We start from the raw sequence: 19,062 nt of genomic DNA, 5'->3' as shown, positions 1-19,062 counted from the left end.
TTGGGCTTTTGAGCATTAAGTACGGCTTAACGCTTGAATTTCTTTTCCGCTTTTTTAAATTTCTGAACATAACGACGTTTACGTGCTGCAACGCGTTCATCCACTTGCGACTTACGTCCTTCAAATGGGTTTTCAGAAGTTTTAAAGTCAATACGGACGGGTGTACCTTCAAGCTTATACACTCTACGGAATACATTTTCCAGATAACGACGATAATCCGCTGGTGTCTTATCCACCTTATTACCATGAATGACGATCGTTGGTGGATTTTGTCCGCCCATATGCGCATAACGCATTTTAATACGACGACCACTGATCATTGGCGGCTGATGCGCCTCAGTTGCATCGCTTAGAATCTGAGTCAGTTTTGCAGGTGAAACTTTTAAGTTTGCTGACTCATAAGCACGGTGAATCGAAGGATAAAGCTCGCCTACACCAGTACCATGTAAAGCTGAAATCAAATGGATTTTTGCCCATGGAATAAAGTCAAAACGGCGTTCAACATCAAGTTTACATTGCTTACGATCATACTCGGTCATGTTGTCCCATTTGTTGATCGCAATGACCATGGCACGACCCGCTTCGAGCGCATAACCAATCAAATGTAAGTCTTGTTCAACAATCCCTTCACGTGCATCGACAACCACAACCACCACATGCGCATCTTTCATCGCTTGCAAAGTTTTAACGATTGAGAATTTCTCAATCATCTCATCAACCTTACCTTTACGGCGTACACCCGCAGTATCAATCAAGGTATATTGACGACCATCACGCTCATAAGGAATATAAATCGAGTCACGCGTTGTACCCGGCTGGTCAAACGCAACAACACGTTCTTCACCCAGTAAACGGTTTACCAAAGTCGATTTACCGACGTTTGGACGACCAATAATCGCTAAACGCAAACCTGTATTTTTGTTGTGCTCGTCTGGATTTTCATCTTCTGGAACTTCAGCCAACACTTCTTCAAGCATTTGCTGCACACCACGACCATGGCTGGCCGCAACCTGCATCGGTTCGCCCATACCGAGCTTATAGAATTCAACTAATGCAGCTTCTGCATGTACACCATCGACCTTATTGGCAACCAAATGTACTTTCTTGCCCAATGTACGTAGCTCACGAGCAATTTGCTCATCTGAAGCCAATAAGCCAGCGCGTGCATCAACGACAAAAACAATGATGTCTGCTTCATGGATTGCAGTTTTTGACTGCTCTGCCATGTAAGAGTCAATGCCGCCTTCATTCTCACCAATACCGCCCGTATCTACGACAATGAATGATTTATTTTGATAAACCGCATCGCCATATTTGCGGTCACGAGTTAAACCAGCGAAGTCAGCAACCAAAGCATCACGACTTTTGGTGATTTGGTTAAATAGCGTTGATTTTCCGACGTTTGGACGACCAATGAGCGCAATAACGGGTTTCATAGATTAACCTTGATATAGAGAATAACCTTGAGGTATGAATGATCATAATGGGATCTTGCCGAGTACTCATCCTATTTTGGAATAAGCCTTCGGCTCGACCTACTTTTCTTTCGGGAAAAGTAGGCAAAACCATTGTCATCCGCAAAACTCGTTCATTGTCATCGAGTCTCTTACCCATCACAGAAACCACATCTAATCAATGTAGTCCTGTCTCAAACAGTTGCGGATGACGTTTTCGAGTACCATATTTCAGTTAAAATTTGATACCGAACTCAAGTAAATAAAATAAAAATTCGGGGCTTTGATAATCAAATACCCCGATATATGTTTTGTCTAGCAATAGCTAATTGAGCATTTTACCACAAGCTAAGGCAAAATTATCGATTCTGCCAAATGGTTAATGCACCTTTTCGAGTGGCAACATAAAGCTGATTGTCAATCACACGTAATGAACGGACTTCACCGCTGGTTTTCGCACGACCGATCAACTTGCCTGATGCTGGATTAATCAGATGAAGTACCCCATCCAAGTCACCAACAACAAGGTTTTGTCCCAACATCACAGGGTTGCTCAACTGACGATTTAACAATTCTTCATTTTGCCAAACCAACTCGCCAGTCGCCAAGCTATACGCGTTTAACTTACCATCGGTTGTGGTTACAAATACTTTATCTTCGGCAACTTCAGCACTGTTGGTACTGCTTGCATCTTCACTCCACACCACACGTTGTGAGGCAAGATCTGTCACAGTTACCTGACCCTGGAAGCTGGTCGTTACAAGGAATTGACCTGCAACCACTGGATCGCCAACCACATCAATCAAACGTTGAATGTCTGAACGACCATCGCTAATCGCAACACGGCGCTGGAAGCGAGGCACACCACTAATAATGTCTAGCGCATACACATACGCATTTGCAGAGCCAATCAATACAGTACGATCATCTAGGCGAACTGGGGCTGGCTGACCACGTAAGCTAAACTGTACGTTTGGCAGCTTATAAGCCCAGACTTGCTGGCCTGTTACCGTATCATGTGCAAACACAGTACCGTCATTAGCAATGGTAATCACACGACCAGACTGGATCAACGATGGCGATAGAATTGCACCAGACAATTTTGCCGTCCACTTTTGCTCACCTGTGGCCTGATCTAAACCAAATAACTGTCCTTTACGATTACCGATTACAACAATCCCTTCGCCTGCTTCTACACCCGCAGTCAGCTCTTGTTTGGTAATCTTGCTTTTCCAAAGGCGTTCTTTACCTTTGTAAGCAGAAACCTGACCATCAGGGTCAATCGCAAAAATCACACCATTGTCTGTATCCAGTTGCAAGCGCAATGCTTCAGCAGCTTTTGTAGACGAAACACTTTGTGAAAAAACAAGGCTTAAACTTTGTTCTTGCGTGATTTTTGGCAATGGGTTTGGTTTTGCCTCTTTTACTTTATTGCTCGAACATCCAACAAGTAAAGCTGAAGCAATTGCAATTGCCAAAGGAAGTTTTAGTTTATTCTGCATTAAGACTCATCCACTTTGGTATCTAAGATCGGGCGCTCAAACTCAGGATCATCTACTAAAACGCCAACACTTTCGAGTTTAATTTGTAAAAGCTGACGCTCTTGTTTACGCTCGAGCAAGTTATCCCATGCACTTTGATACGCTTTACGAGCAGATTCGTTATCTTTTTTCGCAACAAAAATGTCACCGCGAAGCTCATCAGCAGTGGCCTTGAACGCAGGCTCTGTCACAGCAGATAAAGTTTTTAACGCATCATCAAACTTGTTTTGTGCCAACTGAGCATCAGCCAAACGTAATTTAACAACTTGTAGCAAACCCTCATCTTTCACTTTTGAGTTTTCAACTTTCTTCAAAGCTTTCTCAGCAGCAGCATAGTCTTGCTTTTCATAAGCAAGCTTCGCCATGATAAATTGCGTCTGAATCGCTTGAGCAGAATCAGCATCATCTTTCACAATTTTATCTGCTGCTTCAGATAAGGTTGCAAAGGCATTTGGCTGACCAGTGGCAGCTTTTGCCTCATCCATCAACTTCTGTACCTTCGCGGTCTGGTTCTGAGATTCAGCAAGGGTCTTTTTTTGCCAGTATTCCCATCCGAAAAAGGCAATCAAGGCAATGAGAATTCCGCTAATGATTGCAGAACCATATTTTTTGGCAAACGACTTTAAACTGTCGAGCTGTTCATCATCACTTAAACTCATGTGATTGTCCTTTTCCTAAATTTTTCAACTTATTGTTTAAATTTTTCGATCAAAAATGGCGTCAGTTCAGTTAAAGCAACTTGTGACTGTTCTGCTGTCGCAAGTTCTTTAACGAGAAGTTGCTGTGATTCCCACTCGCGCTCACCCAAGATCATCGCAAAGATCGCACCCGACTGATCGGCCTTTTTCATTTGGCTTTTCATGCTGCCTTGTGAACCTGTTTTTAAACGAATCGGGCTATTTGCCGCTTCCAACTGATCACGAATCTGTTCAGCCAAAACCAAAGCTTTAGCTTGATAAGCAGGTTCAGCCAATAAGAAGATTTCGCAATCACGTACAGCTTTGGCTTGTTCAACTTGCTCAAGTAACAGTAGCAAACGCTCCATTCCCATCGCAAAACCAACCGCAGGGACAGACTGATCTGCTTTACCTTTTAGCTGTCCAACCAAGCCGTCATAGCGACCACCTGCACATACCGTACCTTGTGAACCCAACATGGTGGTGGTCCATTCAAATACGGTTTTGTTGTAGTAGTCCAAACCACGTACTAACTTCTGGTTAATCACAAACTCAATACCAGCATCGGTTAAATATTGTTGTAATTGCTGGAAGTGATTGATTGAATCTTCTTTAAGGAAATCATGCAACTTTGGCGCATTTTCCAGAATCTTTTGCGTTGATTCAACTTTAGAATCCAGAATACGCAATGGATTGGTGGTCAAACGACGTTGAGAGTCTTCATCCAAAGCATCTTTGTGCTGATTTAAAAACTCAACCAATGCTGCACGGTATTCTGCACGCTCGTCGGTTTCACCTAAAGTATTCAACTCAAGTTGAACCTTGTCAGCAACCCCCATACGCTTCCACAGACGTGCTGTGAGTAAAATTAACTCTGCATCGATATCTGGCGTTGCCACACCAAACGTTTCCACACCAAACTGATGGAACTGACGGTAACGGCCCTTTTGCGGTTTTTCATAACGGAACATTGGTCCCATATACCACACGCGCGGTGTCGCGCCACGCAACAAATTATGTTCAAGCAATGCACGTACACAGCCCGCAGTCCCTTCTGGACGTAAGGTCAGTGATTCAGGAGGATTACCTTTGTCGAAAAAGGTATACATTTCTTTTTCAACGATATCGGTCGCATCGCCAATAGCACGTTTGAATAAACCAGTTTGCTCAACGATCGGTAAGCGGATCTGTTGATAACCATAAGCATCCATTAAAGATGCAAGTTGTTGTTCCAGACTTCTCCAAGCCGCGGTTTGCGTTGGAAGGATGTCATTAAAACCTTTGATAGCGACGATTGAACTCATGATGAACTACGAATAATTTCTTTAGATTTTGCTTCTTCAAGCTCTTGAACACGTTGACGAACCATTGTTTCAATTTCATCAACCAACTGATTTGTGTCAATTAAATGGCTCTTTTCGCCATTACGGTAGACCAGTGAACGAGGAGATGCTCCCACGATCCCGATATCTGCTTCTTTAGCTTCACCTGGACCATTCACTTTACACCCGATGACAGACAAGTCCATCGGAGTACGAATATCTTCTAAACGCTCTTCCAGTGCCTGCATCACCTGAATCACATTGAATTCTTGGCGTGAGCAGCTTGGGCAAGCAATAAAATTAATGCCGTTTGAGCGCAAGCCCAACGATTTTAAAATATCAAAACCGATTTTAATTTCATCTTCTGGCTCGGCCGCAAGCGAGATACGCATCGTATCGCCAATGCCTTCCATCAATAATCCACCAAGCGCAATCGCCGATTTCACCGTACCTGTACGATAAATTCCTGCCTCTGTAACACCGAGGTGCAACGGATTATCAATCTGTTGTGACAATAAGCGGTAAGCATCCATGGTCAAAAACACATTCGACGCTTTTACGCTGACTTTGAACTCATGAAAATCTAAACGGTCTAGAATATCGATATGACGCATTGCAGACTCAAGCAAGGCCTGCCCTGTCGGCTCACCATATTTTGCTTGTAAGTCTTTTTCCAATGAACCCGCATTTACACCGATACGGATCGAAATGCCATGATGTTTTGCCGCAGCAACCACTTCACGTACTTTCTGATCTGAACCGATATTGCCGGGGTTAATACGCAAACAATCCGCGCCATAATCCGCGACAGCCAAAGCAATACGATGATCAAAATGAATATCCGCAACCAACGGCACGCTCACACGTTTACGGATTGCACCAAATGCCTCTGCCGCTTCCATTGAAGGAACAGAAACACGCATGATGTCTGCACCAGCATCTGCACAGCGCTGGATTTGCGCCACGGTCGCATCGACATCACAAGTTTCAGTATTCGTCATACTTTGAACACTAATCGGGGCATCACCACCGACATACACTGAACCGACACGGATTTTACGTGTTGGACGGCGTTTAATTGGGTTCACAATCATCGTATAGCTCTACTCTTTGTCATTAACGAGACAAACGGAATTCTGCTTTTCCATTGACGGTATATGGAGACAACGAAATTTGTTCCTGATTTAGCACCAGAGATACAGCGGTCGCATCATCCAAACGAATCTGGAATGGAGACTGACCACTCAAATTCAATGTCGATGCCTGACGACCTGTTGCCAATACTTTACCTGTTGCGTCCACAATATGCACAGAGGTTGGACGGTTAAAGTTCAGGACTAATTGGTCACCAGATGTTGCTGCTGTTGTATTTCCGCTCATTGGCAGAATTTCAACTTCAGAGTTTTTAATCTTTGGTACATCCGCATCATCCTTATGGCTTGATGTCCAATTCTGTACAGCCACGACTGCTAACCATGCCAATAATGCAACCGCCGCCACAATCGCAATGCGTTTTAACCATTTGCGGTTACGTACGCTTTTCGAACCTGATAATTTCCCCATGATTTTAATCGGAGAATTATTCAGGGCATGGCTGGCTTTAAGACCTGTATCATTAACATAGATTTCATCAAAACGCTGAATAATCGCACTTGCATCCGCATTTAAATGCTTTGCATAAGCACGATAATAACCTTTGATAAAAGTCGCTTCTGGCAATGACTTATAATCATCTTGCTCTAATGCCGTCAAGGTTTTGACAGGCATGTTCAATACGTTTGCAATCTCTTCAATTTCTTTCTTTTGTGCAATACGAATTTGACGCAAATACTCACCAGGTCGTTGAATATTTCCTAACGCAGACGATGGCGAGGTTGAGCCAGTTGGCTGATGTGAATTTGGATTTATTTCCATACGGCCTCAGTACTGTACTGTAATTGCAAATAACGTTGATATTCTGGACTATCAGGAAATAAAGCGCGTAACTGATTGACTAACACTTGCATTCCTAACTGATCCGCATTTGCGCGAGCAATGCGTAAACCAATCCAAAGCGCACGGGCACCCTGGTTTTTCTGACCTACATTACGAACATATTGTTCGTATAGTTGCGATGCATCTCTATTATTTTGTTGCAAATAGAAAATTTCCGCCAACTCTAACATTGAAATTGTTGCGTTTCGATTCGCTTGTAGCGCTTGTTTGAATGATTTTTCAGCATTCGCAACATCGCCAAGTTTTAAATAGATTCGCCCCAGATTTTCCAGCGACTGAAAACGCTGATCATAACCTAGGGTTGCGCCCGCACGGGTAAATTGCTCAATGGCTTCATTATAGCGTTGCTGCTGGTACAAATATGTACCGTAATTATTACGAGCCTGAGCGTTATCTGGTTCGGTAGAAATAGCGCGCTTAAAATAAGACTCCGCTTTTTCCATATTTGCTGCACTACCTTCTTGTTGCAGCAAGATGCCCATCATCATATTGGCGTTGGCATCTCGGGAATTCAGTTTTAACGCCTGATCAAGCGAACGCTTGGCTGAATCCAGATCACGTGTACGAATATATTCTGCCGCAAGCTGTGTACGAACCTGCACCGCTTTTTCCGGATCTTTTTTTAATGTTGTAGATGGCGTCTGGCAAGCTGTTAAGCCCAGTAAAGTAAACACAACAGCTGTCGCTATAATCGTTTTTGATCGAGTTGTATTCAACGCTTTTTCCCCAAGTTTTATCCTTGTGTGCGCAATATTTCTTGTCGTTGCGCCACTTTCTTTTTCCACTGTTCAGCACGACGAGTACGGTCAGCAACCTGTCCTACCAATTGTCCACACGCCGCATCGATATCATCACCACGTGTCTGACGAATCGTACACACAAATCCTGCATCCGACAAAGTTTTTTGGAACGAAATAATACGGTTACGGCTCGAACGGCCATATGGTGCGTGCGGGAACGGATTAAATGGAATCAGGTTGATTTTACTTGGTAAGTTTTTCAATAATTTTAACAATTGCTGTGCATGCTCAGGTTGGTCATTGACCCCTTCAAGCATCACATATTCAATCGTGACATGGCGACGAGAGCTTTCATTGCCATCTTTGCCCAAATAACGTTGGCAAGCCGCAATCAGTTGCTGTAACGGATATTTTTTATTGATCGGCACCAATTCATTACGCAGTTCATCATTAGGTGCATGCAGTGAAATTGCCAATGCAACATCAATATCCTGCGCCAGTTGATCAATCTTCGGAACAACACCAGAAGTCGATAAGGTCACACGGCGCTTAGACATGCCATAAGCAAAATCATCAAGCATCAACTGCATAGAACTTAGAACAGCATCATAATTGAGTAAAGGTTCGCCCATACCCATCATAACCACATTGGTCACGGTACGTTCACGCTCTGCAACAGGAACATCTTCCATGTAGGAGTAGTTCGCCATCCACAACTGACCAATAATTTCCGCTGGAGTTAAGTCACGCTGGAAACCTTGCTTACCGGTAGAACAGAATGAGCAATCCAGTGCACAACCCACTTGTGAAGAAATACACAAGGTTTTACGCGCGCCAGTTTTATCATCTGCCGGAATCAATACGGTTTCAACCAGCGAACCATCACCATCACCGACACGGAATACCCACTTACGGGTACCATCTTTGGAATAGTTACGATGCACCACTTCAGGCGCTTTAATTTCACAAATTTTTTCTAATTTTTCACGTAATTTTCCTGAGATATTGGTCATCTCAGCAAAATCTGTCACAAAATATTGATGAATCCATTTCATGACCTGACCCGCGCGAAACTTTTTTTCGCCCAGATCTTCAAAGAATTTTTCCAGTTCAGCTCGAGACATGCCAAGTAAATTTACTTTATTATCGGCAGTTTGAACGACAGGCGTAGGAACAGACTGTTGTTTTTCATCTAAATTTTCTGATGAAACGACCACTGCAGAACTCATGTATATTTACCTAAACAATATCAGCGCTAAAAAATACTGTGCATTATTTACACAATACAATCTATAAAAAATAAAAAACCAGATAAGTAGTATACCACTTATCTGGCTCGAATACTTTGGATTAACGAGTGCGTGGGCAAATCTCGTTATCAGCAAAGAAGTAAGCGATTTCGCGCTCAGCAGAAGCAACTGAGTCAGAACCGTGAGCAGCGTTTTCGTCAATGCTTACAGCGAAGTCAGCGCGGATTGTGCCTGGAGCAGCTTCTTTAGGGTTAGTTGCACCCAAGATATCACGGTGAGCAAGAACTGCGTTTTCGCCTTCAAGAACTGAAACAACAACTGGACCAGAAGTCATGAATGCAACGAGGTCAGCAAAGAAACCACGTTCTTTGTGCTCTGCATAGAAACCTTCAGCATCAGCTTGAGAAAGGTGTTTCATTTTAGTTGCAACGATTTTCAAACCTGATTTTTCGAAACGAGCAAAGATGTCGCCGATGTGGTTTTTAGAAACTGCATCTGGTTTTACGATAGATAAAGTACGTTCAATCGCCATGATTGACTCCTATTATGGTTTAAACTAAAAAAATTTGCCGCATTATACCGATGTCATCGCTAATAATCAGCTTGAATATGCAAAAGTTCAGCGATTTCTGACGAATTTCTAACGAACTTCATCCAGCCAAGCCATTTGAATGGCTTCAAGCAAACCTTCCGTTGATTTAGTAGGGTCATCACTAAAGTCTGGTAAAGCACACACCCATGCATGTAGATCCGTAAATCGAATCCACTGTGGATCAACTTCTGGATGCGCTTCAGTGAGTTCAATCGCAATATCAATCGTATCTGTCCAGCGTAAGCCCATATAACAACCTGAATAAAAGTATGTGATTGAGCGTACTTTAACAAAACACCAGATTTAAGAGATAGTGTTGAAGTGCTAAATTGTCGCTAAAACACTTATATAATGCGTTACAAAATGAGATTAAAGCTCGGTGCCAGTAAAATGATTGCACTTGCAACTGATGCACCAATCATTGCACCGACAATGACATCGCTTGGATAGTGTAGTCCCAGAATCATGCGGGACAATGCGACCAAGATCGTAAACGGTAACATCAGGATCAATAACAACGGCTCAATATAGCCCAATGTGATGGTCACCATAACAGCATGTAGGGTATGACCAGAGGGAAAGCTAAAATGATCCAGTGGTCGCTCTCCCAAGATGATCACCTGATGCACCTGATAAGGTCTTGGACGCGTGGTTTTATTTTTTAAAAATTTATAAATCAAGGTTCCCACTGACCCTGCCCCAATCAGATACAAGATCTGCACACCGTACGCCAAACCATGCATCACCCATACCGACAACAACATGACATACCAAAATGGTCCATCGCCCAAACGACTGATCGTTTTAAAAAATAAAGCGACACGTTGCGACTGTGAAAGATGATTCAGGTAGACACACCCTTTTAAATCGAGATCCAGCATTTTTATTTTTGCATTTTGAAATTTCATACTTTTTCTCCTCTTCAGGATTTAGGTCGTCGTCATGGGAGACTCCTCACGACCTGATAAAATGCGTGTTCTAATTGTTGTACCGGAAACTGCCAACTGCTTTGTTGTACGCTTTCGCTAGCAAGCAATCCCATTTGTCTCAACTGTGGCAGCGCAGGTAAATGACAAATCGATTGAATAAAATCAGTCGTCTCTCCAAGCTGACTCAGCCAGCCTGTCACTTCATGTCTCACATGTTGATGCGCACAGACATAGTCATAGGCAACTACAGGTAGGCCACTGGCAATGGCTTCTAAAACGACGTTCCCAAACGTATCGGCCTGACTTGCAAAGGTAAATACATCGGCACTGGCATAAGCCGCCGAAAGTTCCTTTCCACTCAAGCTCCCCATAAAGATAACATCACTGGATTGCGCCATCTTGCTCAGACGTGTCTGATCTGGCCCTTCTCCAACAATCACGAATTTAATATTTTTACCTTGTCGTGCCTGTAAAGCATGAAAGCCTTTCACCAACACATCTACTTCCTTTTCAGGTGATAAGCGTCCAACATATAGCATGACACGGGTATCAGCATCAGCACCCCATTGTTGGCGCAGCTGCTCTGAACGATGTTGCGGTGAAAACTTTTCCGTATCCACACCACGGCCCACCACCATCAAAGGACACGTTACGCCAAAACCGCGTAAGGCCTGCTCTGTATATTGGCTTGGTACGCAGGTCACATCGGTACTGTTATGAAACCATGTTAAGTAACGCTGAATCGGCTTGACCAGAAAAGCCAGATCAAAGAAACGGCTAAAATCATGAAAGGCTGAATGGAAGCCACTAGAAACTGCAACCTTCCGCGATTTTGCGGCCTGCAAAGCGGTTAGACCCAATGGCCCTTCTGTGACGATATGCACCACATCTGGCATAAATTTTTCAAAGGCTTTTGAAACCTTAAGGTATTGCGGCCATCCGAATTGTACACTCGGATATTTAGGAATCGGCTGTGACATCACCAGACATTCCTGATCTGGGTGGAATTCGGTACATACTGCTTTTTGTGTTGGTCGTACCAGTAAAATTTTATGTCCAAGGCGCTGTAAACCCTGACACAATTGCATCATTGATAAAGCCACACCATTAATTTCTGGGGGCCAGGTTTCAGTCACAATTGCAATTCTGAGACGAGGACGAACTAAATCTTGAAGTTCAGACAATTCATCTTGTTTATTTTTGAGTTGTTTCCTTTTAAAGTAAAATTTAAAATTTTCAGGAAACTCTTGCTTTAATAGAGATGTCGCGTATGTACTCTGCATATCGCCATCCATTTGTGTCGTTATTTTCATGCTTTCAGCTTAAAAGCATTTTTTGACACTTTAATGATCAGTGTATGACAGTTTTTTGACAGCCTAAAAATAAAAAATGCCCAATTTCAACATAAAAATGGGCATTCTAAAGAAGTAGAAAACTCATCAAGCCAACGGATTATCTACTGCAAAAATCTGCTGATCTTCCAAACGGAAAGCTACCAATTGTTGCCCCCAGACACAGCCACCATCTACATTCTGAATTTGAGCATTAATGGTCTTGCCCTGCAAAGCAGCCCAATGTCCAAAAATCAGCTGATGTGTTTGTGCTGCCTGACTTTCAAACTCAAACCACGGTTGAAAACCCGCTGGCATCGGCGCATCTAGGGCATCTTTAAACTCAAATTCCAAACGTCCTTCTGCATCTGTTAAGCGCATACGGGTCAGATAATTGGTGATGCAACGCAACCGTGCCATGCCTGTAAGCTCATCTGACCAAAGATCAGGTTGAGAACCATACATTTCTGCCAGAAATCCATCTAGTACAGAGAGGTCTTCATGCGCAACAACCTGTTGCACTTCTTGCGCCAATGCAACAGTTTTTTCAGCGCTCCAGATACAGGGCACACCCGCATGAGTAATTAAGGTCTGTTCATTAGGAGACAAACTTAAAGGCTGTTTACGCAACCAATCAATCAGCTCATCACCATCAATCGCATCAATCACTTCTTGCGTATGATCTTTTTCTTTAGCCTTTTTAAAGCCACGCGCACAGGCAATCAAGGTCAGATCATGATTACCCAATACGGTTGCGGCTGCCCCACGGTCGGCCAGCTTTTTAATAAAGCGTAATGCACCCACCGAGTTTTCACCGCGTGCCACAAGATCCCCAGCAAACCATAAAAAGTCTTGGTCTGGATCAAAGCGAATTTCTTTCAGCAAAGCTTTCAGCGCCTCGAAACAGCCTTGCACATCACCAATGACGTAGTTATAGCGCTTAGACATCAAGCCACCATCTGATCAGAAAGAGCCACAAAATCTGCCAGACTTAAGGTTTCTGGACGTGCCATTGGATCAACACCCGCTTTTTCAAAGCCATCTTCTACCAGCATGCCTTTTAAGCTATTACGCAAGGTTTTACGGCGTTGAGTAAACACATGTCCCACCAAACGCGCTAACGCTTTCTCATTTTTTGCCACAATAGGTTTGGTTTCGTATGGCTCTAAACGGAAAACTGCTGATGTCACTTTTGGCGGTGGGTTAAATGATCCCGGCGGTACTTCAAATAAGAAAGTTGGTTTGCAGTAATACTGAATCATGACCGACAGACGACCATACTCTTTAGTATTTGGCGTTGCGGTAATACGGTCAACCACTTCTTTTTGCAGCATGAAGTGCATATCTTTCACTTTGTCGCCAAACTCCAAGAGATGGAACAACAGTGGTGTTGAAATGTTATAAGGTAAATTCCCCACTACACGTAGTGGACGGCCTTCCTGAAACAATTGAGTAAAGTCATACTTCAAAGCATCTGCTTCAACAATGGTCAAACGCTCAGGATGTGGCACGCGGCCTGGTAAGCCCGCTGCCAGATCTCGGTCAAGCTCCACCACCGTCAACGCATCACATTCACCAATCAAAGGCGAAGTCAATGCAGCCAAACCCGGGCCGATTTCAACAATGTTTTCGCCCGCACGTGGATTCACTGAGCGTACAATTTTGGCAATCACACGTTGATCATGTAAAAAGTTTTGACCAAAACGTTTTCGAGCCTGATGCCCTTCATCTTTAGGGTTTAGGGCATTAATTTGATACATAATAATTCCAACGTGAATAATTTACTCGTTTAATCACTGACGAGCTAAATCAAGTGCTAAATCCACTGCAACATGCAAGCTCGATGCTTTTGCCTGTCCAGTGCCTGCAAGAGAGAGTGCTGTACCATGATCGACAGAGGTTCGAATAAATGGCAAGCCTAATGTAATGTTAACTGCTTCACCAAAGCCCTGTGATTTTAACACAGGTAAGCCCTGATCGTGATACATCGCTAAAACAGCATCTGCATCTTTCAGATTTTCAGGCGTAAATAAGGTGTCTGCAGGCAGACTCAGACTCATATTGACACCCTGCGCGCGATAACCTTCCAACACAGGATTGATCACATCAATTTCTTCACGGCCTAAATATCCGTCTTCACCAGCATGCGGATTTAAACCACACACCAGAATACGTGGAGCCGCAATTTTAAATTTTGTTTTTAAATCGTGGATCAGAATATCAATCACTTGATGCAAACGTTCGGTGGTAATGGCGGCGGGAACATCGCGTAGGGGTAAATGTGTCGTAGCTAAAGCCACCCGTAGCGTTTTCGTTGCCAGCATCATCACCACACGGTCAACCCCAGCAAACTCTTGGTAGTATTCTGTATGTCCGCTAAACGCGATGCCTGCCTCATTGATAATGGACTTTTGTACAGGCGCTGTTGCTACACCCACACTTTGTCCAGATATTGCATAATCGGCTGAACGACGTAATTGTTCTAGTACATAAGCCGCATTAGCAGGATCTAACTGCCCTAAAGCCACTGGGTTTGCCAATGGTACATGTTCAACAAAGAGTTGCCCTTTCAAACTGGATCCTGCTTGTCCCTGATAAGCAATCAGCTCAACATCCATACCCAACACGTTAGCGCGCTGCTGTAACATCGGTAGATCAGCAAGGATAACAATCGGCCGCTCATCTACACGTTCTGCCAGACTGAGACAAATATCAGGACCAATACCTGCAGGTTCACCTGAAGTGACATATAAAGGAAGCATACATACCGCCAATCTTTTGATTCTGTTCTAGTGTAACGAAAATCTAAAAGCAGTATAGCCCTACATTTTTATAATTTAAGTTTACGGTGCCGAAGCTTTGGTTAAATTCTGTGGCACCAGATTCGATGGGACAAACTCAACCTTACGCGTCCAAGGATTCACTTTGGGTTGTACTTTCTTCTCAGGCTGCACCAAAGCCACTTCATCTTTTTTCTCGCTCACGACGACTGGACTCACAGCCTTCTCAATCGAAGGATTGCTTACACTCTCTTTCTTTTCCAGAGCTTGCACAGTTTGCTGAAGCTGAGGTTCTTTTTTCTCTGCCCCTGTAGTTGTAGCAGCGGCATTCACAGGTCGGGTATAAGGCGCAGCAATTGCACCTTGTTTCACGATGGTTTGGGTGATGGGTTGTTGTAATTGAGCCGTTGGCGTTGAACCCGCAACACTTGAAGCGCCTTGCAAATTCATTTGATCAACAGGAATTTCAATCGCTTTCATTTCCGCAGTAACCGCCATTGCAGGATCGACATGGTCATTGCCACGACTTTCCAGAACTTCAAGTTTACGGCTAGTGCCTTCTTTCGGCTGGAATTCGGAATAATTGGTGACACTGGTTTGGTCTACCCATTTATATAGTCGTCGTGCATTGGTTTGTGTAGAACAAACGCCCACTAATAATGTAACTACAACAATTTTTGTAGAAAGCGACAACTTCATCAAATTCCCCGAGAGAAGAGGTAAATACTTCTATTTATTTCAAATGATTGGTATAAAAATGATAGGTTAAATCCTACCCGCTCTCAAGATAAATAATAGGCGATTCAACTCAGCGCTGATTAGTTCTCAATTCAGTCACATTACAGCAATTTATGACTTCTCAGGCTAATTTTTCTTGTGTGAATTTATAAACTCATGTAGAATTCGGTCTCCTTTTGTTTGGACAGATTCCACCGTCCAAACCAACTATAATAGGTAGTGGTTTAAATGAAAACTCTCAGCGCTAAGCCAGCTGAAGTTCAACACGACTGGTATGTTGTTGATGCTTCTGGCAAAACTTTAGGTCGCCTTGCGACTGAAATCGCTCGTCGTTTACGCGGTAAGCACAAAACTTCTTATACTCCTCACGTTGACACTGGTGACTACATCGTTGTGATCAATGCTGAACACGTTCAAGTGACTGGTAAAAAAGCGCTTGATAAGAAATACTATCGCCATACTGGTTTCCCTGGTGGTATCCGTGAGACTAACTTCGAGAAGTTAATTGCTCACAAACCTGAAGCTGTTTTAGAAAAAGCTGTTAAAGGTATGTTGCCAAAAGGTCCTCTTGGTTATGCAATGATCAAAAAAATGAAAGTGTACGCTGGTAGCGAGCATCCTCATACTGCTCAACAGCCACAAGTTTTGGACATCTAAGGGATACAGCACATGGCTACTAATTATGGTACAGGTCGCCGTAAGACCGCAACTGCACGTGTTTTCTTATCAGCTGGTACAGGCAAACTCGTAATCAACAATCGTACTTTAGAGCAATATTTCGGTCGTGAAACTGCTCGTATGGTTGTACGTCAGCCTTTAGAGCTTTTAGAAGTTACTGAAAAATTTGACCTTTACATCACTGTTAAAGGTGGTGGTATCGGTGGTCAAGCTGGCGCTATCCGTCACGGTATTACTCGTGCATTGATCGCTGCTGACGAAAACTTAAAACCTGCTCTTCGTCAAGCTGGTTTCGTTACTCGTGATGCTCGTGAAGTTGAACGTAAGAAACTTGGTTTACGTAAAGCTCGTAAACGTCCTCAATTCTCTAAACGTTAATCGTTTTACGAGTTGGACAAAAAACCTCGGATTTTCCGAGGTTTTTTTATTGCCCTTGCTTATTACTTCTTTTTAGAACAATCCATAACTGCATCACCTGTGCCATCGGCAGAAGAGAATTCCGTGATCGTACAGCCATTTTCCTGATAGCTTCGAGTGCTTTTGGAAAATTGATGATCTTTCGGAATCGGTGCATTACAAGGTTGGCCCGTTTTTTCATGCACCATCTGGATCGGCCCATCATTATAAATAGTCACCTGACAAGCTTTGACCACATACTGTTTTTTGACGCCACCATATTGTTGTCCACTATCATCATCAGCTCCAGCAGCAATCACAGCATCAGCCGCCGCCTCACTCTCTACCGAAGAGATATTGCTCTGTCCCACTCCCTGAGGTGAACCCGCACAACCACCTAGTAACAACACACCACACAATACAATCAGGTAATCTCGCTTCATTCTATTTTCTCTCATTGAACTTATTGAATAATAAATCTATTCTGTAAGGCTCATATTATTAATGTTTAAGTGCTTTCCAACGTTAATTTTAGTATTCTAAACAGTCAATCAGAATTTTTTGGATTTATGTCTTTAGAAAATCCCCCAAGCCCTGTCCAAGGCATTACGCTTTATAGTCATGCAGATGATTTCCGCTCACACTGGATTCGTTTTTTGCTTGCTGAAAAACAAATCAAATATCAGCTCATTATCACAGACCATGAAGATGAGGATTTAGCAGACCTCAATCCCTACAATCAGCTCCCAATGTTGATTGAACAAAATCTGAAGCTATTTTCAGCCAATGTCATTGCGGAATATCTGGATGATCGTTATCGCCAGAATAAACTCTATGCCGATGCACCAATGGCCAGAGCAGAACAACGTCAATATATCTGGCGCTTTGAGCAGGACTGGTTCAAACTGGCAGACCACATGCTTAGACATGCCGACAGCCTCGATCTGAAACAAAAACAAAAAGCACAAAAAGAACTCAGGGATACCTTGATTTCACTAACTCCCCTATTTCAACATTTTCCATTTTTTATGTCGGAAACCTTTTCAATTCTGGACTGTATGCTGGCCCCGATCTTCTTGCGCCTGAAAAGTATGGGGATCGAATTACCAGCACAGCATTGCCGACCGATTTTCTTGTATTGTCATCGTATCTTTAGCCGTCCATCTTTCATTAAATCAATGACAGCTCAAGAAAAAAACAGCTACAATGAATTGATTTCTACGATTTAATAAGTTTTTCAATTATGTCAGAGCAAATAACTTTTACGCCTACACGCCCATATCTTGCTCGTGCCATTTATGAATGGATTTGCGATAACCAACTGACGCCTTATTTGTTAGTTGATGCTACACAACCGCATACCGATGTTCCCTTACAATTTGTAAAAGATGGGCAAATTGTTTTGAACCTTGCACCACATGCAGTTCACCAACTACACATGAGTAATGACGCAATTACCTTCTCAGCCCGTTTTGGCGGTGTTGCAAAAGAAATTTATGTGCCCATTCGTGCCGTGCTTGGAATTTATGCCAGAGAAAATGGACAAGGTTTATTCTTTGATCCTTCTGAATATGAAGAGATAGAAGAAACTGCTGTGCCAGAAACAGAAGAAACAAAGCAAGAAGCAGAACCAGCGAAAAAGAAACCTTCACTAAGAATTTTAGATTAAGCGAGGATATATACAATGGCATTTGACTTGGTTCAGTATTTTGCTGAACAGATTAAAATTCAAAAACCGCAGCTTTTTAGCCAATATTCTCCAAAAGAAAAGCAGTCTTATATTGATGAAGTCAATGTTTTAGCGCTTGGTCAATTGATCAGTCTGTGGAAACAGAATCCCCAGAAACTTTATCAGGAAGTGCAAACCGCTGATCCGCTTTATATACAAGAGATTGCTCGTCACCTGACGACTTCACCTCATAATCAGTCTGAGCTGAAAGCAACTGAACTCGAAAATAGTCTTTCAGAAGTACTGGCCTTACAATTGGCAGAGTTGAAGCAACTCGACCAGACTGGTAGCTTCGGACAGACAGGACTTACTGAGCTATTAATGGGTCAAATCGAGCATTTATCTGGTCAAGCGGAAGATTGGGTATGGTCAACCAACCAACTTACTGAATTACTTGGCTCGAAGCCTGTTGTACAAGAAGAAGTCTCTCTTGAAGCCACCATGCAAGAATTTAATCAGATGGTGAATCAGGCACAACCCGTTGCTCATGATCATCATGACGTCGCAGAGGTTGCGCCACCGGTAACACCAACTTGGGCGTATATCGTTTCTCCTTTAGTGGCATTGGTCATTCTTATATTTTTGTATTGTTCATATTGCCAATTAATCTCGGCTTGATTTTAAACACCTAGATAAAGAAAGAATTAAATTCTTTCTTTATCATTAACTTAATAAAAAATTAATTAAAATTAAAACGACAATTTAATCGATCTAATTAATAAATTTACATTTATTTACAATCAAAACCACATATTAAATTCAAATATTAATGTGAATAAAATCACACTAAAAACCAATTCCACACCTTAATTAATATTTTTATTTGTTTATCTGACAAAAAATGTCAATTATTAGCATTACTTAAATTTCAATTCATTTAAAGCATGATTGATTTAATAAAAGAGTTTCC

The 19,062-nt window shown here is 42.7% G+C and carries 22 protein-coding genes; 5 read left to right on the top strand and 17 right to left on the bottom strand.

Annotated elements, in window-relative coordinates; translation table 11 throughout:
- Positions 1-26 precede the first annotated feature (26 nt).
- The 16 genes from der to IEV36_RS03845 form a co-directional block, all read right to left on the bottom strand.
- The gene (gene der, locus IEV36_RS03920) at positions 27-1,436 is read right to left on the bottom strand and encodes a ribosome biogenesis GTPase Der (RefSeq protein WP_004775614.1); all 1,410 of its coding nucleotides are present in this window, start codon (positions 1,434-1,436) and stop codon (positions 27-29) included.
- A 377-nt stretch (positions 1,437-1,813) separates the two neighbouring features.
- Complete coding sequence (gene bamB / locus IEV36_RS03915) at positions 1,814-2,956, bottom strand: outer membrane protein assembly factor BamB (RefSeq protein WP_004775616.1); 1,143 nt, start codon at positions 2,954-2,956, stop codon at positions 1,814-1,816.
- Complete coding sequence (locus IEV36_RS03910) at positions 2,956-3,654, bottom strand: YfgM family protein (protein ID WP_004775619.1); 699 nt, start codon at positions 3,652-3,654, stop codon at positions 2,956-2,958. The genes bamB and IEV36_RS03910 overlap by 1 nt, the downstream gene beginning before the upstream one ends.
- 29 nt (positions 3,655-3,683) lie before the next feature.
- Positions 3,684-4,976: a histidine--tRNA ligase gene (gene hisS, locus IEV36_RS03905; protein WP_005259643.1), complete on the bottom strand. Its 1,293-nt coding sequence runs from the start codon at positions 4,974-4,976 to the stop codon at positions 3,684-3,686.
- The gene (gene ispG, locus IEV36_RS03900; protein ID WP_005259644.1) at positions 4,973-6,088 is read right to left on the bottom strand and encodes a flavodoxin-dependent (E)-4-hydroxy-3-methylbut-2-enyl-diphosphate synthase; all 1,116 of its coding nucleotides are present in this window, start codon (positions 6,086-6,088) and stop codon (positions 4,973-4,975) included. The genes hisS and ispG overlap by 4 nt, the downstream gene beginning before the upstream one ends.
- A gap of 22 nt (positions 6,089-6,110) precedes the next feature.
- Positions 6,111-6,908 carry a helix-turn-helix domain-containing protein gene (locus tag IEV36_RS03895; protein ID WP_004775623.1) on the bottom strand — a complete coding sequence of 266 codons (798 nt, stop codon included), beginning with the start codon at positions 6,906-6,908 and terminating at the stop codon, positions 6,111-6,113.
- Positions 6,899-7,705 carry a type IV pilus biogenesis/stability protein PilW gene (gene pilW, locus IEV36_RS03890; protein WP_004775625.1) on the bottom strand — a complete coding sequence of 269 codons (807 nt, stop codon included), beginning with the start codon at positions 7,703-7,705 and terminating at the stop codon, positions 6,899-6,901. The genes IEV36_RS03895 and pilW overlap by 10 nt, the downstream gene beginning before the upstream one ends.
- Before the next feature lie 17 nt (positions 7,706-7,722).
- Complete coding sequence (rlmN, locus tag IEV36_RS03885; protein WP_005259647.1) at positions 7,723-8,958, bottom strand: dual-specificity RNA methyltransferase RlmN; 1,236 nt, start codon at positions 8,956-8,958, stop codon at positions 7,723-7,725.
- A gap of 121 nt (positions 8,959-9,079) precedes the next feature.
- On the bottom strand, positions 9,080-9,511 hold the full coding sequence (ndk, locus tag IEV36_RS03880; protein ID WP_004775629.1) for a nucleoside-diphosphate kinase: 432 nt from the start codon (positions 9,509-9,511) through the stop codon (positions 9,080-9,082).
- A gap of 108 nt (positions 9,512-9,619) precedes the next feature.
- Positions 9,620-9,820, bottom strand: a complete 201-nt coding sequence (gene iscX / locus IEV36_RS03875; protein WP_004775630.1) for a Fe-S cluster assembly protein IscX — start codon at positions 9,818-9,820, stop codon at positions 9,620-9,622.
- A gap of 107 nt (positions 9,821-9,927) precedes the next feature.
- Positions 9,928-10,479, bottom strand: coding sequence for a phosphatase PAP2 family protein (locus IEV36_RS03870; protein WP_005259648.1), 552 nt, complete (start codon positions 10,477-10,479; stop codon positions 9,928-9,930).
- Positions 10,480-10,511: 32 nt separating this feature from the next.
- Positions 10,512-11,783 (bottom strand): glycosyltransferase family 4 protein, encoded by a 1,272-nt coding sequence (locus IEV36_RS03865; protein ID WP_005259649.1) that lies wholly within the window; start codon positions 11,781-11,783, stop codon positions 10,512-10,514.
- 156 nt (positions 11,784-11,939) lie between these two features.
- Positions 11,940-12,779 carry a symmetrical bis(5'-nucleosyl)-tetraphosphatase gene (locus IEV36_RS03860; protein WP_004775634.1) on the bottom strand — a complete coding sequence of 280 codons (840 nt, stop codon included), beginning with the start codon at positions 12,777-12,779 and terminating at the stop codon, positions 11,940-11,942.
- The gene (gene rsmA, locus IEV36_RS03855; protein WP_004775636.1) at positions 12,779-13,591 is read right to left on the bottom strand and encodes a 16S rRNA (adenine(1518)-N(6)/adenine(1519)-N(6))-dimethyltransferase RsmA; all 813 of its coding nucleotides are present in this window, start codon (positions 13,589-13,591) and stop codon (positions 12,779-12,781) included. Before rsmA ends, IEV36_RS03860 begins: the two co-directional genes overlap by 1 nt.
- A gap of 33 nt (positions 13,592-13,624) precedes the next feature.
- Positions 13,625-14,593, bottom strand: coding sequence for a 4-hydroxythreonine-4-phosphate dehydrogenase PdxA (gene pdxA / locus IEV36_RS03850; protein WP_005259650.1), 969 nt, complete (start codon positions 14,591-14,593; stop codon positions 13,625-13,627).
- An 81-nt stretch (positions 14,594-14,674) separates the two neighbouring features.
- The gene (locus IEV36_RS03845) at positions 14,675-15,310 is read right to left on the bottom strand and encodes a hypothetical protein (RefSeq protein WP_005259651.1); all 636 of its coding nucleotides are present in this window, start codon (positions 15,308-15,310) and stop codon (positions 14,675-14,677) included.
- Between the two features lie 267 nt (positions 15,311-15,577).
- Here IEV36_RS03845 and rplM point away from each other — a divergent pair, with 267 nt between their 5' ends.
- The gene (rplM, locus tag IEV36_RS03840; RefSeq protein ID WP_004775640.1) at positions 15,578-16,006 is read left to right on the top strand and encodes a 50S ribosomal protein L13; all 429 of its coding nucleotides are present in this window, start codon (positions 15,578-15,580) and stop codon (positions 16,004-16,006) included.
- A 12-nt stretch (positions 16,007-16,018) separates the two neighbouring features.
- Positions 16,019-16,405: a 30S ribosomal protein S9 gene (gene rpsI, locus IEV36_RS03835; protein WP_004775642.1), complete on the top strand. Its 387-nt coding sequence runs from the start codon at positions 16,019-16,021 to the stop codon at positions 16,403-16,405.
- A 62-nt stretch (positions 16,406-16,467) separates the two neighbouring features.
- Here rpsI and IEV36_RS03830 read toward each other — a convergent pair whose 3' ends face one another.
- Entirely contained in the window at positions 16,468-16,866 is a 399-nt protein-coding gene (locus IEV36_RS03830; protein WP_005259652.1) for a hypothetical protein, read from the bottom strand.
- A gap of 126 nt (positions 16,867-16,992) precedes the next feature.
- Here IEV36_RS03830 and IEV36_RS03825 point away from each other — a divergent pair, with 126 nt between their 5' ends.
- The 3 genes from IEV36_RS03825 to IEV36_RS03815 are packed head-to-tail and all read left to right on the top strand — an operon-like array spanning position 16,993 to position 18,770.
- Positions 16,993-17,652, top strand: coding sequence for a glutathione S-transferase N-terminal domain-containing protein (locus IEV36_RS03825; RefSeq protein ID WP_004775645.1), 660 nt, complete (start codon positions 16,993-16,995; stop codon positions 17,650-17,652).
- A gap of 14 nt (positions 17,653-17,666) precedes the next feature.
- Entirely contained in the window at positions 17,667-18,092 is a 426-nt protein-coding gene (locus IEV36_RS03820) for a ClpXP protease specificity-enhancing factor (RefSeq protein WP_004775648.1), read from the top strand.
- A gap of 15 nt (positions 18,093-18,107) precedes the next feature.
- A complete protein-coding gene (locus tag IEV36_RS03815) occupies positions 18,108-18,770 on the top strand; it encodes a hypothetical protein (RefSeq protein ID WP_004775650.1) in 663 nt (220 codons plus the stop codon).
- Positions 18,771-19,062: the final 292 nt, after the last annotated feature.

This window comes from Acinetobacter vivianii (genome assembly GCF_014635885.1).
Classification (GTDB): domain Bacteria; phylum Pseudomonadota; class Gammaproteobacteria; order Pseudomonadales; family Moraxellaceae; genus Acinetobacter; species Acinetobacter vivianii.
This window is presented reverse-complemented; position numbering and strand designations above follow the sequence as displayed.

Bases quoted from the DNA above. Each gene is read 5' to 3' on its own strand.
- der (WP_004775614.1), bottom strand. From the start codon at position 1,436: ATGAAACCCGTTATTGCGCTCATTGGTCGTCCAAACGTCGGAAAATCA.
- bamB (WP_004775616.1), bottom strand. From the start codon at position 2,956: ATGCAGAATAAACTAAAACTTCCTTTGGCAATTGCAATTGCTTCAGCT.
- IEV36_RS03910 (WP_004775619.1), bottom strand. From the start codon at position 3,654: ATGAGTTTAAGTGATGATGAACAGCTCGACAGTTTAAAGTCGTTTGCC.
- hisS (WP_005259643.1), bottom strand. From the start codon at position 4,976: ATGAGTTCAATCGTCGCTATCAAAGGTTTTAATGACATCCTTCCAACG.
- ispG (WP_005259644.1), bottom strand. From the start codon at position 6,088: ATGATTGTGAACCCAATTAAACGCCGTCCAACACGTAAAATCCGTGTC.
- IEV36_RS03895 (WP_004775623.1), bottom strand. From the start codon at position 6,908: ATGGAAATAAATCCAAATTCACATCAGCCAACTGGCTCAACCTCGCCA.
- rlmN (WP_005259647.1), bottom strand. From the start codon at position 8,958: ATGAGTTCTGCAGTGGTCGTTTCATCAGAAAATTTAGATGAAAAACAA.
- ndk (WP_004775629.1), bottom strand. From the start codon at position 9,511: ATGGCGATTGAACGTACTTTATCTATCGTAAAACCAGATGCAGTTTCT.
- iscX (WP_004775630.1), bottom strand. From the start codon at position 9,820: ATGGGCTTACGCTGGACAGATACGATTGATATTGCGATTGAACTCACT.
- IEV36_RS03870 (WP_005259648.1), bottom strand. From the start codon at position 10,479: ATGAAATTTCAAAATGCAAAAATAAAAATGCTGGATCTCGATTTAAAA.
- IEV36_RS03865 (WP_005259649.1), bottom strand. From the start codon at position 11,783: ATGCAGAGTACATACGCGACATCTCTATTAAAGCAAGAGTTTCCTGAA.
- IEV36_RS03860 (WP_004775634.1), bottom strand. From the start codon at position 12,779: ATGTCTAAGCGCTATAACTACGTCATTGGTGATGTGCAAGGCTGTTTC.
- rsmA (WP_004775636.1), bottom strand. From the start codon at position 13,591: ATGTATCAAATTAATGCCCTAAACCCTAAAGATGAAGGGCATCAGGCT.
- pdxA (WP_005259650.1), bottom strand. From the start codon at position 14,593: ATGCTTCCTTTATATGTCACTTCAGGTGAACCTGCAGGTATTGGTCCT.
- IEV36_RS03845 (WP_005259651.1), bottom strand. From the start codon at position 15,310: ATGAAGTTGTCGCTTTCTACAAAAATTGTTGTAGTTACATTATTAGTG.
- rplM (WP_004775640.1), top strand. From the start codon at position 15,578: ATGAAAACTCTCAGCGCTAAGCCAGCTGAAGTTCAACACGACTGGTAT.
- rpsI (WP_004775642.1), top strand. From the start codon at position 16,019: ATGGCTACTAATTATGGTACAGGTCGCCGTAAGACCGCAACTGCACGT.
- IEV36_RS03830 (WP_005259652.1), bottom strand. From the start codon at position 16,866: ATGAAGCGAGATTACCTGATTGTATTGTGTGGTGTGTTGTTACTAGGT.
- IEV36_RS03825 (WP_004775645.1), top strand. From the start codon at position 16,993: ATGTCTTTAGAAAATCCCCCAAGCCCTGTCCAAGGCATTACGCTTTAT.
- IEV36_RS03820 (WP_004775648.1), top strand. From the start codon at position 17,667: ATGTCAGAGCAAATAACTTTTACGCCTACACGCCCATATCTTGCTCGT.
- IEV36_RS03815 (WP_004775650.1), top strand. From the start codon at position 18,108: ATGGCATTTGACTTGGTTCAGTATTTTGCTGAACAGATTAAAATTCAA.